Below are 16440 nucleotides of genomic sequence, written 5' to 3' on the forward strand. Positions count from 1 at the left end.
AGTGCAAGAACGGCCGCGGTGTCCCCAGGACATCGCGGCCGTACTGTTGAGAAGACTCGTACCGAGGCTGGAAGGCGTTTTTCATGGTCCAGATCAAGACCCCCGAGCAGATCGCGAAGATGCGCGAGGCGGGGCTGGTCGTCGCGGCGATCCACGCGGCGACCCGTGAGGCGGCCGTTCCCGGCGCCACGACGCGGGATCTGGACATGGTGGCCCGCAAGGTGATCGCGGACGCCGGCGCCAAGTCGAACTTCCTCGGCTACGGCGGCTTCCCCGCGACGATCTGCACTTCGGTGAACGAGGTCGTCGTCCACGGCATCCCGGACGACAAGACGGTGCTCAAGGACGGCGACATCATCTCGATCGACGCCGGTGCCATCGTCGACGGCTGGCACGGCGACGCCGCCTACACCGCCTTCGTGGGCACTGGGCACGCCCCTGAGCTCCTGGAGCTCTCCCGGGTGACCGAGGAGTCCATGTGGGCCGGTATCGCCGCCATGAAGCTCGGCAGCCGCCTCGTGGACATCTCCAAGGCGATCGAGACGTACATCAAGCGCCAGCCGCGTCCCGCCACCGGTGACCACAGCCTCGGCAAGTTCGGGATCATCGAGGACTACGGCGGCCACGGCATCGGGTCCGAGATGCACATGGACCCCCACCTGCTGAACTACGTCTCGCGCAAGCGGGGCAAGGGCATCAAGCTGGTCCCGGGCGTCTGCCTGGCGATCGAGCCCATGGTCTCCCTGGGCACCGCCCAGACGGAGGTGCTGGCGGACGACTGGACCGTCATCACCACGGACGGCACCTGGTCCTCGCACTGGGAGCACTCCATCGCCCTGACGGAGGCCGGTCCGATCGTTCTGACCAGCCCGGACTGCGGCAAGGCGAAGCTGGCGGAGTACGGGGTCACCACGGCTCCGGACCCGCTGGCGTAATGATCTACACTCTGGGGCAAACTTTCCGGATTCGTCTTTCTGGGAGCCCTGACGTAGACTGACTCGTCGGCTCTCGTGCACTTCCATGCCTGCATGGCGCACCGAGCCGATCAAGGTAGCCGATTCGAAGGGCGAAGCGTGGCCAAGAAGCAAGGTGCCATCGAAATCGAGGGCACCGTGATCGAGTCCCTCCCGAACGCGATGTTCAAGGTGGAACTGCAGAACGGTCACAAGGTCCTCGCGCACATCAGCGGCAAGATGCGCATGCACTACATCCGCATCCTCCCGGATGACCGGGTCGTCGTGGAGCTGTCTCCGTACGACCTGACGCGTGGCCGGATCGTCTACCGATACAAGTAGATCTTGTCCTCACTCCTGCCTGGGCGTCTTGTCCCGGTGCGGGTGGTGGCACTGACCCGGAGAACCTCACCAACATGAAGGTCAAGCCGAGCGTCAAGAAGATCTGCGACAAGTGCAAGGTGATCCGCCGTCACGGCCGGGTCATGGTCATCTGCGACAACCTGCGCCACAAGCAGCGCCAGGGCTGACGCACGCCGACCGACCTGCCTTAACGCAGTTCTTCGCGCGACGTAAGAAAACGTACATACGCAGAATCCGCCCAGCCCTGCAAGGGGCCGGCGGCACCTCCGGCGGGGGCCGGGGACCCGGACGTACCACCACCCATTCAGGTGTGGTCGGCGGTCGGGGCTGATTCTGCGGAAGACCCCCGAACACACAGGAGCCATTGAATGGCACGCGTTTCCGGTGTTGACATCCCGCGCGAAAAGCGTGTGGAGATCGCACTCACCTACGTCTTCGGTATCGGGCGCACCCGGTCCAAGGAGATCCTCGCCTCCACCGGCGTGAACCCGAACACCCGCGTTCGTGACCTGGCCGAAGAGGACCTGGTCAAGATCCGCGAGTACGTGGACGCCAACCTCCGCACCGAGGGTGACCTCCGCCGCGAGATCCAGGCCGACATCCGTCGCAAGGTCGAGATCCAGTGCTACCAGGGCATCCGCCACCGTCGCGGCCTCCCGGTGCACGGTCAGCGCACCAGCACGAACGCGCGTACCCGCAAGGGCCCGCGTCGCGCGATCGCCGGTAAGAAGAAGCCGGGCAAGAAGTAGTCCTGTTCAGCGGTCTTGCGCTGTAGGACCGACCACCTCCCGTAGGAGATTTAGATGCCCCCCAAGGGTCGTCAGGGCGCTGCCAAGAAGGTGCGCCGCAAGGAAAAGAAGAACGTCGCTCACGGGCACGCCCACATCAAGAGCACGTTCAACAACACCATCGTTTCGATCACCGACCCCTCGGGCAACGTGATCTCCTGGGCCTCCGCCGGCCACGTCGGCTTCAAGGGCTCGCGCAAGTCCACCCCCTTCGCCGCGCAGATGGCCGCCGAGTCGGCCGCCCGCCGCGCGCAGGAGCACGGCATGCGCAAGGTTGACGTCTTCGTCAAGGGTCCGGGCTCCGGCCGCGAGACCGCGATCCGCTCCCTCCAGGCCACCGGCCTCGAGGTCGGCTCGATCCAGGACGTCACCCCCACCCCGCACAACGGCTGCCGCCCGCCGAAGCGCCGCCGCGTCTGACGCAGCGGACGCACCTGTGCGTTCTTGAGTGTCCGGGCGGTACGACCCCTTCGGGGGCCGTGCCGCCCGTACCCTTGCAGTAGCCGTACCTCGGTACGGCGTCCCGTCGGGCGTCAAATAGTGGGCGTCCACGAATGAAGGAACACAGACATGCTTATCGCTCAGCGTCCTTCGCTGACCGAAGAGGTCGTCGACGAGTACCGCTCGCGGTTCGTGATCGAGCCGCTGGAGCCGGGCTTCGGCTACACCCTCGGCAACTCCCTGCGCCGTACGCTCCTGTCCTCGATCCCGGGTGCCGCTGTCACCAGCATCCGCGTGGACGGCGTCCTGCACGAGTTCACCACCGTGCCGGGCGTCAAGGAAGACGTCACCGACATCATCCTCAACATCAAGCAGCTGGTCGTCTCCTCGGAGCACGACGAGCCGGTCGTGATGTACCTGCGCAAGCAGGGTCCCGGCCTGGTCACCGCTGCTGACATCGCGCCCCCGGCCGGTGTCGAGGTGCACAACCCGGACCTGGTCCTCGCCACGCTCAACGGCAAGGGCAAGCTGGAGATGGAGCTGACCGTCGAGCGCGGTCGCGGCTACGTCTCCGCCGTCCAGAACAAGCAGCTGGGCCAGGAGATCGGTCGCATCCCGATCGACTCCATCTACAGCCCGGTCCTCAAGGTCACCTACAAGGTCGAGGCGACCCGAGTCGAGCAGCGCACCGACTTCGACAAGCTGATCGTCGACGTCGAGACCAAGCAGGCCATGCGCCCGCGCGACGCCATGGCGTCCGCCGGCAAGACCCTGGTCGAGCTGTTCGGTCTGGCGCGCGAGCTCAACATCGACGCCGAGGGCATCGACATGGGCCCCTCGCCGACGGACGCGGCCCTGGCCGCCGACCTGGCGCTGCCGATCGAGGAGCTCGAGCTCACGGTCCGCTCGTACAACTGCCTCAAGCGCGAGGGCATCCACTCCGTGGGTGAGCTCGTCGCCCGCTCCGAGGCGGACCTGCTCGACATCCGCAACTTCGGTGCGAAGTCGATCGACGAGGTCAAGGCGAAGCTGGCCGGCATGGGCCTGGCCCTCAAGGACAGCCCGCCCGGGTTCGACCCGACCGCCGCCGCCGACGCGTTCGGCGCGGACGACGACGCCGACGCCGGCTTCGTCGAGACCGAGCAGTACTAAGAAGCTTGTGGGGGGCTCACGCCCCCCACACCCCCTCTCGCGACCGCCTGAGGGAACTGACTCCGGTACCTGACACGGCCGGTGCAGATTTGAAGGAGTAACAATGCCGCGTCCCGCAAAGGGTGCCCGCCTGGGCGGTTCCGCCGCGCACGAGAAGCACCTCCTCGCGAACCTCGCGAAGGCGCTCTTCGAGCACGGCCGCATCACCACCACCGAGGCCAAGGCCCGTCGCCTGCGTCCCTACGCCGAGCGTCTGGTCACCAAGGCCAAGAAGGGCGACATCCACAACCGTCGCCTGGTGCTGCAGACGATCACGGACAAGAGCATCGTGCACACGCTGTTCACCGAGATCGCCCCGCGCTACGAGAACCGCCCCGGTGGTTACACGCGCATCACCAAGATCGGCAACCGTCGTGGCGACAACGCCCCGATGGCCGTGATCGAGCTGGTCGAGGCCCTCACGGTTGCCCAGCAGGCCACTGGTGAGGCCGAGGCCGCCACCAAGCGCGCGGTGAAGGAGGCGGAGGCCAAGGCCGAGGCCACCGAGACCCCCGCCGAGGAGACCAAGGAGGCCTGATCCCCCGGGATCACGCTTGCTTGATCGGCTCTGAACGGGCCCGCCCCTTCCCGGGGCGGGCCCGTTCTGCATTTCGGTGACTCTGAGAGGATCTGTCACGTGAGTGACGAGGTGGAGCCCGGGCACGTCCGGGTGCGGCTGGACCTGAGCTACGACGGCAAGGACTTCTCCGGCTGGGCGAAGCAGCGCGTGCTGCGCACCGTCCAGGGCGAGCTGGAGTCGGCCCTGCAGACCGTGATGCGGCTGTCCGAGCCGGTCGAGCTGACCGTGGCCGGGCGTACCGACGCGGGCGTGCACGCCCGCGGGCAGGTCGCCCAGTTCGACCTCGCCGAGGAGGTGTGGGCCGAGCACCACGACAAGCTGCTGCGCCGGCTCGCGGGCCGGCTGCCGCACGACGTACGGGTGTGGAAGGCCGCCGAGGCCCCCGAGGGCTTCAACGCGCGCTTCTCGGCCATCTGGCGCCGCTACGCCTACCGCGTCGGCGACCACCAGGGAGGCGTCGACCCGCTGCGCCGCGGCCACGTGCTGTGGCACCAGTGGCCCCTCGACGTGGACGCCATGAACGAGGCCGCCACCGCGCTGCTCGGCGAGCACGACTTCGCCGCGTACTGCAAGAAGCGCGAGGGTGCCACGACCATCCGTACGCTCCAGCAGCTCAGCTGGGAGCGCGCCGAGGACGGGATCGTCACCGCGACCGTCCGCGCCGACGCCTTCTGCCACAACATGGTCCGCTCGCTGGTGGGCGCCCTGCTGCACGTCGGCGACGGGCACCGGCCCACCGACTGGCCGGGGAAGGTCCTGCGCGCCGCCGTACGGGACTCCTCGGTCCACGTCGTGAAGCCGCACGGCCTGACCCTGGAAGAGGTCGGCTACCCCGCGGACGAGCTGCTGGCCGCCCGCAGCAAGGAAGCGCGCAACATGCGGACCCTGCCGGGCGCCGGCTGCTGCTGACCGCGGCCGCGGGTGTCCGCCTAATCCGTTTGGGCGGATCGGCGCCGGACCTGGACAATGCGCGGCATGGGACATCTCGAAGCCAGCCACCTGGAGTACTACCTTCCCGACGGGCGGGTACTGCTCCCTGACGTCTCCTTCCGCGTGGGGGAGGGGTCGGTCGTCGCGCTCGTCGGGGCGAACGGGGCCGGCAAGACCACCCTGCTGAAGATGATCTCCGGCGAGCTGCAGCCGCACGGCGGCGGGATCACCGTCTCCGGCGGCCTCGGTGTGATGTCGCAGTTCGTGGGCTCGGTGCGGGACGAGACGACCGTGCGGGACCTGCTGGTCTCGGTGGCCCAGCCGCGCATCCGGGAAGCCGCCAAGGCGGTGGACCGCGCCGAGCAGCTGATCCTGACGGTGGACGACGAGGCCGCGCAGATGGCCTACGCGCAGGCGCTGAGCGACTGGGCGGACGTCCAGGGGTACGAGGCGGAGACGCTGTGGGACGTCTGCACGATGGCCGCGCTGGCGATCCCGTACGACTCCGCGCAGTTCCGCGAGGTGCGCACGCTGTCGGGCGGTGAGCAGAAGCGCCTCGTGCTGGAGGCGCTGCTGCGCGGGCCCGACGAGGTGCTGTTGCTCGACGAGCCGGACAACTACCTGGACGTCCCCGGCAAGCGCTGGCTGGAGGAGCAGCTGAAGGCCACCCGCAAGACGGTGCTCTTCGTCTCCCACGACCGGGAGCTGCTGACGCAGGCCGCGGAGAAGATCATCAGCCTGGAGGCGAGCCCGACGGGCTCCGACGTCTGGGTGCACGGCTCCGGCTTCGCCACGTACCACGACGCCCGCAAGGAGCGCTTCGCGCGCTTCGAGGAGCTCAAGCGGCGCTGGGACGAGGAGCACGCGCGGCTGAAGGCGCTGGTGCTGCGGCTGCGCAACCAGGCCGCGAGCAGCCCCGACATGGCCTCGCGGTACCGGGCGATGCAGACCCGCTTCCAGAAGTTCGAGGAGGCCGGCCCGCCGCCGGAGCCGCCGCGGGAGCAGGACATCCGGATGCGGCTCAAGGGCGGGCGTACGGGCGTGCGCGCCCTGACCGTGGAGAACCTGGAGCTGACGGGCCTGATGAAGCCCTTCTCGCTGGAGGTCTTCTACGGGGAGCGCGTCGCGGTGCTCGGCTCGAACGGCTCCGGCAAGTCGCACTTCCTGCGGCTGCTGGCGGGCGAGGACGTCAAGCACACGGGCACGTGGAAGCTGGGCGCGCGGGTGGTTCCCGGCCACTTCGCGCAGACGCACGCCCACCCGGAGCTCTTCGGGCGGACCCTCGTCGACATCCTGTGGACGGAGGCGGCGAAGCCCCTGGGGCAGGCGATGGGCGCCCTGCGCCGGTACGAGCTGGAGCGCCAGGGCGACCAGCCGTTCGAGAAGCTCTCGGGCGGGCAGCAGGCGCGGTTCCAGATCCTGCTGCTGGAGCTGGCGGGCACCACGGCGCTGCTGCTGGACGAGCCGACGGACAACCTGGACCTGGAGTCGGCGGAGGCCCTGCAGGACGGACTGGAGGCGTACGACGGCACTGTGCTGTGCGTCACGCACGACCGGTGGTTCGCGCGCACATTTGACCGTTACCTGGTCTTCGGTTCGGACGGTGTTGTGCGGGAGACTCAGGAACCCGTCTGGGACGAACGTAGAGTCGAACGCAAGCGCTAGGGGGATACCGTCACCCCCTCGGATGAGTGAGGGGCAGGCGTCGTGGGGCTGCGGCCTAGCATCTGGCTGATGAAGTGGGAGAACCAGGCCTCCGGAACCCGGGCCCCGGGCGGCGGCGCCGCCGGGGAGCGGTCCCCGGGGGACGGGGCCTCGGGGAGCCGGCTGATCGACTGGCTGCTGCGCCCGGCCTCCCGGACCTGGCAGGTCCTCTCCCTCGCGGTGCTCCTCGGGGTCTGCGTCTCCACGAGCCTGCGCGCGAACTGGGGCTCGGACAACGCCTTCGTGGTCAAGGCCGCGCAGACGCTGCTCGCGGGCGGGTCCCCGTACGAGGACAAGCGCTTCCTCTACCTCCCCAGCGCCGTGATCATGGCGGTTCCCGAGGCCCTGCTGCCGCGGACGGTGCTGCAGTGGGTGCTGCCGGCCGGGATGTCGGGGCTGCTGGGCGCGGGCTGGCTGGCCGCCCTGCGGATGTTCTCGGTGCCGCTGCGCTCGCGCTTCGCGGTCGGCGGTTTCGCGGTGCTCGCCCTCGCCTACAAGCCGTACGTGAACCTCGTGCTGATCGGCAACTGGACCGCCATCTCGGCGGCCGCGCTGCCGGTGGCGCTGCTGCTGGCGCACCGGCGGTCGTGGGCGGCGGCCGGGCTGGTGGTCGGGCTGGCGATCGCCTGCAAGCCGATGCTGGTGCCGGTCGGGCTGCTGTTCCTGCTCGCCCGGCAGTGGCGGGGACTGGCCGCGGCCGTGCTGGTGCCGCTGGGGCTCTCGCTGGCAGGCGCGCTGATGATGCCGAGCCCGACGCTGTTCTTCACCAAGACCCTGCCCTTCCTGCTCAAGGGGCAGGACGGGTACGCGCTGCCCTGGGACGCCTCGCCCATCGCGGTGCTGCCCCGGCTGGGGGTGCCGGAGTCGGTGGCGGTGCTGCTCGCGTTCGCGGGGGCCGCCGGCGGTCTGTGGGCGGCCTGGGTGCGGTGGCGCCGCCAGGACGAGACCGACCGGGGGGAGCTGCGCCTGGTGGAGACCGCCTGCATGGTGATGCTCGCCGCATTCCTGGTCTCCCGGCCCTCCTTCGACCACTACCTGCTGGTGGTGCTGCCGCTGCTGCTGGCCTCGGCGGTGCGGCCGGGCTCGATGCCCCGCTCGCCCTGGTTCTGGCTGGCGTTGACGCCCCAGGTGGCCCTGATCCCGTGGCCCTCGGAGCTGGCCCACAAGCGGCGCGCCTTCAAGGACTGCGCCACCCTGTGCGGGCTCGCGTTTGTGCTGGCGCGTCGTGCACTGCTCTCGGGTCGGGTTACTCTGGAGCCCGTAACAACTGCGGGGTCCCCACCCAGGACCGAACCGGAGTGCGCCGCGACGCCAGCAGAATCGGCATCGCGGACCGCGTTTTGACCCTTACGGGTCTGCTTGGGTATCCTGCTGGTTTGTTATGCGTATTGGCTTTCTCATTCTCACGTGAAAGGGCCTTGCGCCGGTCCACCGGACCGATGACCAGCGGTTCACACGGGTTGCGTCCCCGATGTGAACGAGGGCTGTCGTGATCGTCCGTGGTGACCCTGTCAGGACCTTCCCGCTGGGCTTGCGCCCTATGGGATACCACCACTGAAGAAGCGAAGGCATACGCGTGCGTACGTTCAGCCCCAAGCCCGGCGACATCTCGCGCCAGTGGCTCGTCATCGACGCCCAGGACGTTGTCCTCGGCCGTCTGGCGACCCAGGCCGCTGCCCTCCTGCGGGGCAAGCACAAGCCGACTTACGCCCCCCACATGGACATGGGCGACTTCGTCATCATCGTCAACGCCGACAAGGTTCACCTGTCCGGCAACAAGGCGACTCAGAAGATGGCGTACCGCCACTCCGGTTACCCGGGCGGTCTCCGTTCGGTGCGCTACGACGACCTCCTGGCGAACAACCCGGAGAAGGCCGTCGAGAAGGCCATCAAGGGCATGCTCCCCAAGAACACCCTGGGCCGTCAGATGCTCTCGAAGCTGAAGGTCTACTCGGGCGACCAGCACCCCCACGCTGCCCAGCAGCCGGTGCCGTTCGAGATCACCCAGGTCGCGCAGTAGTTCCGGCCACCCCCTAAGACGTAGAAAATTCTGAGGAGCATCGTGGCCGAGACCACCGCCGAGACGACCGTCGAAGAGTTCGAGGGCAACGTCGAGGAGTACACCAGCGAGTCCGAGGCCGTAGTCGAGGGCGACTACACCTCCGAGTCCCTTGCCGGTCGCTTCGGCGACCCCCAGCCGGCTGCCGGCCTGGGCCGTCGCAAGAACGCCATCGCCCGCGTCCGGATCGTTCCGGGCACCGGCAAGTGGAAGATCAACGGTCGCACCCTTGAGGACTACTTCCCCAACAAGGTGCACCAGCAGGAAGTCAACGAGCCGTTCAAGCTGCTCGAGCTCGACAACCGCTACGACGTCATCGCCCGCATCGCGGGTGGCGGCGTTTCCGGCCAGGCCGGCGCCCTGCGCCTCGGTGTGGCCCGTGCGCTGAACGAGGCGGACGTGGACAACAACCGCCCGGCGCTGAAGAAGGCCGGCTTCCTCTCCCGCGACGACCGTGCGGTCGAGCGCAAGAAGGCCGGTCTCAAGAAGGCCCGTAAGGCTCCGCAGTACAGCAAGCGTTAATCTGCGCCTGCTGTTCTGCAACGAAACCGCCCCGGCAGCACTCTCTGTGCTGCCGGGGCGGTTCGTTTACCGCCACAAGCGGCAAATACCTGTCACAAGCGGTCACAAAGCGATGCGGAAACTCGGGAGGACAACAGTGGGACGACTCTTCGGGACGGACGGTGTACGCGGCGTTGCCAACGCGGATCTGACGGCGGAGCTCGCGCTCGGCCTCTCCGTGGCGGCTGCCCACGTACTGGCCGAAGCGGGCACCTTCGCGGGCCACCGGGCGACGGCCGTGGTCGGCCGGGACCCCCGGGCCTCCGGCGAATTCCTCGAGGCCGCGGTCGTGGCCGGCCTCGCGAGCGCGGGCGTGGACGTCCTGCGCGTCGGTGTGCTGCCCACCCCGGCGGTGGCGTATCTCACCGGTGCGCTGGGTGCCGACCTCGGCGTGATGCTCTCCGCCAGCCACAACGCCATGCCCGACAACGGCGTCAAGTTCTTCGCGCGCGGCGGCCACAAGCTCGCCGACGAGCTGGAGGACCGCATCGAGTCCGTCTACGAGGAGCACCGCACCGGCGCCCCCTGGGACCGGCCCACCGGCTCCGGCGTCGGCCGGGTCTCCGACTACACCGAGGGCCTCGAGAAGTACGTCGCCCACCTCATCGGCGTCCTCCCCAACCGCCTCGACGGCCTGAAGATCGTCCTGGACGAGGCCCACGGCGCGGCCGCGTACGTCTCGCCCGAGGCCTTCGCCCGGGCCGGCGCGGAGATCATCACGATCGGCGCCGAGCCGGACGGCCTGAACATCAACGACGGCTGCGGCTCCACCCACCTCGGCCTGCTCAAGGCGGCCGTCGTCGAGCACGGCGCCGACTTCGGCATCGCGCACGACGGTGACGCCGACCGCTGCCTGGCCGTGGACGGCGCGGGCGCGGAGGTCGACGGCGACCAGATCCTCGCCGTGCTGGCACTGGCCATGCGCGAGGCCGGCCAGCTGCGCGAGAACACCGTGGTCGGCACCGTGATGTCCAACCTGGGCTTCAAGCTGGCCATGGAGGGCGAGGGCATCCACGTCGTGCAGACCGGGGTCGGCGACCGGTACGTGCTGGAGTCGATGAAGGAGCACGGCTACGCGCTCGGCGGCGAGCAGTCCGGCCACGTGATCATCCTCGACCACGCGACGACCGGTGACGGCACGCTGACCGGCCTGCTCCTGGCGGCGCGGGTCGCGGCCACCGGCAAGTCCCTCGCCGAGCTGGCGGGCGTCATGCAGCGGCTGCCGCAGGTGCTGGTCAACGTCCCCGACGTGGACAAGTCCCGGGTCACCACCTCCGCGGAGCTGGCGGCGGCCGTGGCCGACGCCGAGCGCGAGCTGGGCACCACCGGACGGGTGCTGCTCCGGCCCTCCGGTACGGAGCCGCTCGTACGGGTGATGGTCGAGGCCGCCGACATCGAGCAGGCCCGCGCGGTCGCAGGCCGGCTCGCGGACGTCGTGAAGTCGGCGCTGGGCTAACCTCCGCCGTTCGCCGTGCCTGGCGCACCCGGCTTCCGGACCATCCGGTCCTGCTGGGTGCGCCACAGCATTTTCCAGGCGATGAGGGTGAGCGTCCCCGAGAGGATGATGCCGCCCAGGTTGAGCGCCAGCTGGATGCCGGAGCCCCACATCTGGCCGAGGTCGCCGTAGCTGAGGGCCACGGCGGCGTTGGCGCCCGCCGGGACGGTGGTCACGGAGATCGCCACGCCGACCAGGGCACCGGCCTTCGCGGACGTCAGCGAGAGCATGCCGGCAACGCCCGCGAGCAGGGCCACGACGAACGAGAACGGGTCGGGCTGCCAGATGAAGCTGGTGTTCGGCCGTTCGTTCTCCAGCAGGTGCTCGTGGAAGAGCCCCAGCTCGTCCATGACCAGGCTGAAGACCGTCGTCGCGACGATCGCCGCCGTGAAACCGACCGTCAGCGCGACGAACGAGCGCCAGGCCAGTTTGGGTCTGCGCTGCACCAGACCGGTGCAGATGCCGGCGAGCGGGCCGAACTCGGGGCCGACCGCCATCGCGCCCACGATCAGCACGGCGTTGTCGAGCACGACGCCGCACGCCGCGATCATCGTCGCCAGGATCATGAAGGCGGCGTAGGTGATGGTGAGGGTGGACTCCTCGTGGGTCGACTCGGCGAGCTGCTCCCAGACCACCGCGTCGGCGGCCTCGCCCGGGGCCTCCGCCTCCGCGTCGTCGGCGCGCCGGGAGATCGAGAGGTCGATGTTCTCGACGGCGATGGACCCGCTCTTGTCGATGCCGAGGGAGCGCATCTCCTGGAGGAGCTCGTCGGCCGCCTCCCGGGCGACGTCGCACAGGACGAGATCCCCCTCGGGGGTGCGCGCCGCACCGGTCAGTACCACCAGGTGGGTGGTGCCGACCGTGTGGTCGATCAGCTCCACCACCTGCTCCGTGAGGTGGTGCGGGGTGATCATCCGAAGATGCAGCATGCCCGCACCCTAGCCACCCGGGTGTCAGAGCTTGCGGAGGCTCAGCTTCTGCACCTTGTGGTCCGGGCCCTTGCGGACGACGAGGGTGGCCCGGCCGCGGGTGGGCGCCACGTTCTCCAGCAGGTTGGGCTTGTTGATCGTCCGCCACATCGTCTGTGCGTACTCCATGGCCTCCTCCTCGGAGACCTGGGTGTACTTGCGGAAGTAGGAGAAAGGATTCTGGAAGGCGGTCTCGCGCAGCTTCCGGAAGCGGTTGAGGTACCAGCGCTCGATGTCCTCGGGGCGCGCGTCCACGTACACGCTGAAGTCGAAGTAGTCGGCGAGGGCGACGCGGGTGCGGCCGTCCGTGCCGGGGAGGGCCGGCTGGAGTACGTTGAGGCCCTCGACGATGAGGATGTCCGGGCGGCGGACGACGAGCTCCTCGCCGGGGACGATGTCGTAGATCAGGTGCGAGTAGACCGGGGCCCTGACCTCGTCCTTCCCGGCCTTGATGTCGGCGACGAAGCGGGTCAGCGCGCGACGGTCGTAGGACTCCGGGAAGCCCTTGCGGGAGGTGAGCCCGCGCCGCTGGAGCTCCTTCATCGGGTACAGGAACCCGTCGGTGGTCACCAGCTCCACGCGCGGGTGCTCGGGCCAGCGGGCGAGGAGGGCCTGCAGGAGGCGGGCCACGGTGGACTTGCCGACCGCGACCGAACCGGCGACCCCTATGACGAAGGGCGTGCCCTGCTGGGCGCCGTGGCCGTTGCCCGCGTCCCCGAGGAAGGTGTTCAGGGTGCCGCGGAGGTTGCTGGTGGCGCCGACGTAGAGGTTGAGGAGGCGCGAGAGCGGCAGGTAGACGTCGCGGACCTCGTCGAGGTCGATGACGTCGCCGAGGCCGCGCAGCCGCTCGACCTCGTCGGCGGTCAGCGGCAGCGGGGTCCGCTCGCGCAGGGCGCTCCACTCGGCCCGGGTGAGGTCGACGTACGGCGAGGCCTCGGGGCCCCGGCGGTGGGCGGGGCGCGTGGGGTGCCCCTCCCGGCCGCGTCGCTCCGTTGCGTCGTCCGGCGTGCTGCTTCGTGGCGGCGAAGTGATCACACCGCCATTGTCGGGGCTCGGAGGCGCTTGTGGGTGGTGTGGTCGGTCACGTGCGCGGGGGCCCTGAGAGGGCCGGGCCGGGGGTTGTGGCGGGGCCGGTCTCGATTCGGGGCAAAGGGGGTCTCGCCCTGATCACGATCGGGGGCGGTCGCGGAAAACCCCGATGGGCTGATCGAACGGCCCGTACATTGTTGATCACCGCAGCGCTGAGGACCTTTCGTGCTGCCCTGATGTCGTTTGCTCCATGGGGGAGATCTTTCGTGCGCACCGCTCTTGTCCGTCGTACCGTCCTGACCGCGTCCGCGGTGTCCCTGGCCCTGCTGGCCACTGCCTGCGGCTCCGACAAGGCCGACACCAAGGCCGACGCCAAGCCGTCGGCCGCCGCCTCCTCGCCGGCCGCGGCCGCCCCGGACGCCGCCAAGGCGAAGACGGACGCCGAGCTGTCCGCCCTGATCCTGACCAAGGCCGACCTGGCGGACCACCTGGTCACCGCCGTCCCGAAGGACGAGGTGGCTCTCGGTGAGGCCGCGTCCGGCGACAAGGCCGAGTGCCAGCCCGTGGTCAGGACGCAGGGCACGGCCACCATCGGCAAGGCCGCCGGTGTGGCGCGGATGAAGGCCGTCGCCAAGCCCAAGGAGGGCGCCAGCCCGGAGGACACGGCCGCCGCAGGGCTGAAGGCCCTCGCCGGCACCCGGACCTCGGTCACCCTCGCCTCGTACGAGGGCAAGGGCGCGGAGGAGGCCTTCGCGGCCGTCAAGGCCGCGGCCACCGCGTGCGCAGGCGGCTTCACGCTGACGATGGAGGGCGAGAAGACCAAGATCGACAAGGTGGTCTCCGGCACCGCCACCGGTGGCGACGAGGCGATCGCCCTCACGCTGGAGGCCGATGTGGAGGGCACGAAGGTCACGACCGAGACCGTCGTCGTGCGCAAGGGCAACACCCTGGCCACCCACACCGCGTCGGCCCTGGGCGTCGCGGAGAAGCCGACCGCCATCGTGGCCGCGCAGGTGAAGAAGCTCGGCTGAGCCCCTCCCGATCCGACGTCGACCCCGCTCCGGCCTCTTGGCCGGGGCGGGGTTTTCGTCTTGTTCGGCTACGGGGCAGACGGCCAACTACGGCGTACGCTGCGGCCTATGTGCGGAATTGTGGGTTACGTGGGAGCGCAGTCTGCGCTCGATGTGGTCATCGCCGGACTCAAGCGACTGGAGTACCGCGGCTACGACTCGGCGGGGGTCGCCGTACTCGCCGACGGCAGCCTGGCGGCCGCCAAGAAGGCCGGCAAGCTGGTCAATCTGGAGAAGGAACTGGTCGGGCACCCGCTGCCGGCCGGCTCCACGGGACTCGGGCACACCCGGTGGGCCACCCACGGCGGTCCCACCGACGTCAACGCACACCCGCACCTCGACAACTCGGGGCGGGTGGCCGTCGTGCACAACGGCATCATCGAGAACTTCGCCGAGCTCCGGGCCGAACTCGCCGAGCGCGGCCACCGGCTGGACTCCGAGACGGACACCGAGGTCGTCGCGCACCTGCTGGCCGAGCACTTCTCGGCGACCGGCGACCTGGCCGAGGCCATGCGGCAGGTGTGCCGGCGCCTGCAGGGCGCCTTCACGCTGGTCGCCGTGCACGCCGACGACCCGGACGTGGTGGTCGGCGCGCGCCGGAACTCGCCCCTGGTGGTCGGCGTCGGAGAGGGCGAGAACTTCCTCGCCTCGGATGTGGCCGCGTTCATCGCCCACACCCGGTCCGCGATCGAGCTGGGCCAGGACCAGGTCGTGGAACTGCGCCGCGAAGGGGTCACGGTGACCAAGTTCGACGGTTCGCCCGCGACCGTGCGGGCCTACCACGTGGACTGGGACGCCTCGGCGGCCGAGAAGGGGGGCTACGACTACTTCATGCTCAAGGAGATCGCCGAGCAGCCGAAGGCCGTCGCCGACACCCTCCTGGGCAGGATCGACGCGAGCGGCTCGCTGACCCTGGACGAGGTGCGCATCCCCGTCTCGGTGCTCAGGGAGGTCGACAAGGTCGTGATCGTGGCGTGCGGTACGGCGTACCACGCGGCCATGATCGCGAAGCTGGCCATCGAGCACTGGACCCGCATCCCCTGCGAGACGGAGCTGGCGAGCGAGTTCCGCTACCGCGACCCGATCCTGGACCAGCGGACGCTGGTCGTCGCGATCTCGCAGTCCGGCGAGACCATGGACACCCTGATGGCGCTCCGGCACGCGCGCGAGCAGGGGGCCAAGGTGCTGGCCGTCTGCAACACGAACGGGTCGACGATCCCGCGCGAATCGGATGCCGTGCTCTACACGCACGCCGGTCCGGAGGTGGCCGTCGCCTCGACCAAGGCGTTCCTGACGCAGCTGGTCGCCTGCTATCTCGTGGCGCTGTACCTCGGGCAGGTGCGCGGCACGAAGTGGGGCGACGAGATCCAGGCCGTGATCCGCGAACTGTCCGACATCGCCGCCGCGGTGGACACCGTTCTGGAGACCATGGAGCCGGTACGGCAGCTCGCGCGCTCCCTCGCCGACAAGAACACCGTGCTGTTCCTCGGCCGGCACGTCGGGTACCCGGTGGCGCTGGAGGGCGCGCTCAAGCTCAAGGAGCTCGCGTACATGCACGCCGAGGGCTTCGCGGCGGGCGAGCTCAAGCACGGGCCGATCGCCCTGATCGAGGAGGACCTGCCGGTCGTGGTGGTCGTCCCGTCGCCGCGCGGCCGGTCGGTGCTCCACGACAAGATCGTGTCGAACATCCAGGAGATCCGGGCCCGCGGGGCGCGGACCATCGTGATCGCGGAGGAGGGCGACGAGGCGGTGGTCCCGTACGCCGACCACCTGATCCGGATCCCGGCGACGCCGACGCTGCTCCAGCCGCTGGTGGCGACGGTGCCCCTGCAGGTCTTCGCGTGCGAACTGGCGACGGCGCGGGGCAACGAGGTGGACCAGCCGCGTAACCTCGCAAAGTCCGTGACCGTGGAGTAGTGACCGGCTGGAGCTGTAAGACGTGATTATCGGCGTCGGGATCGACGTGGCGGAGATCGAACGGTTCGGCGCGGCGCTGGAGCGCACGCCGGGCCTCGCCCAGCGGCTGTTCGTCGACTCCGAGTTGACGCTGGCGAGCGGTGAGCGGCGCGGGACCGCCTCGCTCGCCGCGCGGTTCGCCGCCAAGGAGGCGCTGGCCAAGGCGCTCGGCGCGCCCGCCGGGATGCTGTGGACCGACGCCGAGGTGTACGTGGAGGCCAGCGGGCAGCCGCGGCTGCGGGTGTCGGGAACGGTGGAGGCGCGGGCGCTTGCACTGGGCGTGAAGTCCTGGCACATCTCGCTGAGCCACGACGCCGGCGTCGCCTCCGCCGTGGTGATCGCCGAGGGATAG

The 16440-nt window shown here is 69.6% G+C and carries 18 protein-coding genes; 16 read left to right on the forward strand and 2 right to left on the reverse strand.

Features of this window, described 5'->3' with window-relative positions; genetic code table 11:
- Positions 1-83: 83 nt before the first annotated feature.
- The 13 genes from map to glmM all read left to right on the forward strand — a co-directional run bounded on the left by map (position 84) and on the right by glmM (position 11026).
- Positions 84-935 carry a type I methionyl aminopeptidase gene (map, locus tag OG472_RS26755; RefSeq protein ID WP_401607383.1) on the forward strand — a complete coding sequence of 284 codons (852 nt, stop codon included), beginning with the start codon at positions 84-86 and terminating at the stop codon, positions 933-935.
- 138 nt (positions 936-1073) lie between these two features.
- A complete protein-coding gene (gene infA, locus OG472_RS26760) occupies positions 1074-1295 on the forward strand; it encodes a translation initiation factor IF-1 (protein WP_003956442.1) in 222 nt (73 codons plus the stop codon).
- 74 nt (positions 1296-1369) lie between these two features.
- Entirely contained in the window at positions 1370-1483 is a 114-nt protein-coding gene (rpmJ, locus tag OG472_RS26765; protein WP_003956441.1) for a 50S ribosomal protein L36, read from the forward strand.
- 201 nt (positions 1484-1684) lie between these two features.
- Positions 1685-2065 (forward strand): 30S ribosomal protein S13, encoded by a 381-nt coding sequence (gene rpsM / locus OG472_RS26770; RefSeq protein WP_030710357.1) that lies wholly within the window; start codon positions 1685-1687, stop codon positions 2063-2065.
- Between the two features lie 54 nt (positions 2066-2119).
- Positions 2120-2524 carry a 30S ribosomal protein S11 gene (gene rpsK, locus OG472_RS26775; protein ID WP_003956432.1) on the forward strand — a complete coding sequence of 135 codons (405 nt, stop codon included), beginning with the start codon at positions 2120-2122 and terminating at the stop codon, positions 2522-2524.
- 150 nt (positions 2525-2674) lie between these two features.
- Positions 2675-3697, forward strand: a complete 1023-nt coding sequence (locus OG472_RS26780) for a DNA-directed RNA polymerase subunit alpha (protein ID WP_008739666.1) — start codon at positions 2675-2677, stop codon at positions 3695-3697.
- A 103-nt stretch (positions 3698-3800) separates the two neighbouring features.
- Positions 3801-4274: a 50S ribosomal protein L17 gene (rplQ, locus tag OG472_RS26785; RefSeq protein WP_319733898.1), complete on the forward strand. Its 474-nt coding sequence runs from the start codon at positions 3801-3803 to the stop codon at positions 4272-4274.
- Positions 4275-4373: 99 nt separating this feature from the next.
- Positions 4374-5225, forward strand: a complete 852-nt coding sequence (gene truA, locus OG472_RS26790; RefSeq protein WP_401607380.1) for a tRNA pseudouridine(38-40) synthase TruA — start codon at positions 4374-4376, stop codon at positions 5223-5225.
- A gap of 57 nt (positions 5226-5282) precedes the next feature.
- Entirely contained in the window at positions 5283-6911 is a 1629-nt protein-coding gene (locus OG472_RS26795; protein ID WP_405831606.1) for an ABC-F family ATP-binding cassette domain-containing protein, read from the forward strand.
- A gap of 69 nt (positions 6912-6980) precedes the next feature.
- Positions 6981-8294, forward strand: a complete 1314-nt coding sequence (locus OG472_RS26800) for a glycosyltransferase family 87 protein (protein ID WP_405942137.1) — start codon at positions 6981-6983, stop codon at positions 8292-8294.
- 232 nt (positions 8295-8526) lie between these two features.
- A complete protein-coding gene (gene rplM / locus OG472_RS26805) occupies positions 8527-8970 on the forward strand; it encodes a 50S ribosomal protein L13 (protein ID WP_073912858.1) in 444 nt (147 codons plus the stop codon).
- Positions 8971-9012: 42 nt separating this feature from the next.
- Entirely contained in the window at positions 9013-9531 is a 519-nt protein-coding gene (gene rpsI / locus OG472_RS26810; protein ID WP_327415814.1) for a 30S ribosomal protein S9, read from the forward strand.
- Between the two features lie 136 nt (positions 9532-9667).
- Positions 9668-11026 carry a phosphoglucosamine mutase gene (glmM, locus tag OG472_RS26815; RefSeq protein WP_401607373.1) on the forward strand — a complete coding sequence of 453 codons (1359 nt, stop codon included), beginning with the start codon at positions 9668-9670 and terminating at the stop codon, positions 11024-11026.
- Here glmM and OG472_RS26820 read toward each other — a convergent pair.
- Together OG472_RS26820 and coaA are read right to left on the reverse strand one after the other, a co-directional pair.
- Entirely contained in the window at positions 11023-11994 is a 972-nt protein-coding gene (locus OG472_RS26820; protein ID WP_405831610.1) for a DUF389 domain-containing protein, read from the reverse strand. The two genes, glmM and OG472_RS26820, sit on opposite strands and share 4 nt — an antisense overlap.
- Before the next feature lie 24 nt (positions 11995-12018).
- On the reverse strand, positions 12019-13068 hold the full coding sequence (gene coaA, locus OG472_RS26825) for a type I pantothenate kinase (protein WP_361753568.1): 1050 nt from the start codon (positions 13066-13068) through the stop codon (positions 12019-12021).
- A 260-nt stretch (positions 13069-13328) separates the two neighbouring features.
- On the opposite strand from coaA, the gene OG472_RS26830 reads away from it, so the two are divergent.
- From OG472_RS26830 to OG472_RS26840, 3 genes are all read left to right on the forward strand, one after another.
- The gene (locus tag OG472_RS26830) at positions 13329-14093 is read left to right on the forward strand and encodes a hypothetical protein (RefSeq protein WP_401607368.1); all 765 of its coding nucleotides are present in this window, start codon (positions 13329-13331) and stop codon (positions 14091-14093) included.
- Positions 14094-14201: 108 nt separating this feature from the next.
- Positions 14202-16049 (forward strand): glutamine--fructose-6-phosphate transaminase (isomerizing), encoded by a 1848-nt coding sequence (glmS, locus tag OG472_RS26835; RefSeq protein WP_401607365.1) that lies wholly within the window; start codon positions 14202-14204, stop codon positions 16047-16049.
- Between the two features lie 22 nt (positions 16050-16071).
- Positions 16072-16440, forward strand: a complete 369-nt coding sequence (locus OG472_RS26840; RefSeq protein ID WP_401607363.1) for a holo-ACP synthase — start codon at positions 16072-16074, stop codon at positions 16438-16440.

Source organism: Streptomyces sp. NBC_00207 (assembly GCF_045160965.1).
Classification (GTDB): Bacteria; Actinomycetota; Actinomycetes; order Streptomycetales; family Streptomycetaceae; genus Streptomyces.

What these genes read in the sequence shown, in the direction of transcription:
- map (WP_401607383.1), top strand. Translation starts at nt 84, where the DNA reads ATGGTCCAGATCAAGACCCCCGAGCAGATCGCGAAGATGCGCGAGGCG.
- rpmJ (WP_003956441.1), top strand. Translation starts at nt 1,370, where the DNA reads ATGAAGGTCAAGCCGAGCGTCAAGAAGATCTGCGACAAGTGCAAGGTG.
- rpsM (WP_030710357.1), top strand. Translation starts at nt 1,685, where the DNA reads ATGGCACGCGTTTCCGGTGTTGACATCCCGCGCGAAAAGCGTGTGGAG.
- rpsK (WP_003956432.1), top strand. Translation starts at nt 2,120, where the DNA reads ATGCCCCCCAAGGGTCGTCAGGGCGCTGCCAAGAAGGTGCGCCGCAAG.
- OG472_RS26780 (WP_008739666.1), top strand. Translation starts at nt 2,675, where the DNA reads ATGCTTATCGCTCAGCGTCCTTCGCTGACCGAAGAGGTCGTCGACGAG.
- rplQ (WP_319733898.1), top strand. Translation starts at nt 3,801, where the DNA reads ATGCCGCGTCCCGCAAAGGGTGCCCGCCTGGGCGGTTCCGCCGCGCAC.
- OG472_RS26795 (WP_405831606.1), top strand. Translation starts at nt 5,283, where the DNA reads ATGCGCGGCATGGGACATCTCGAAGCCAGCCACCTGGAGTACTACCTT.
- OG472_RS26800 (WP_405942137.1), top strand. Translation starts at nt 6,981, where the DNA reads ATGAAGTGGGAGAACCAGGCCTCCGGAACCCGGGCCCCGGGCGGCGGC.
- OG472_RS26820 (WP_405831610.1), bottom strand. Translation starts at nt 11,994, where the DNA reads ATGCTGCATCTTCGGATGATCACCCCGCACCACCTCACGGAGCAGGTG.
- glmS (WP_401607365.1), top strand. Translation starts at nt 14,202, where the DNA reads ATGTGCGGAATTGTGGGTTACGTGGGAGCGCAGTCTGCGCTCGATGTG.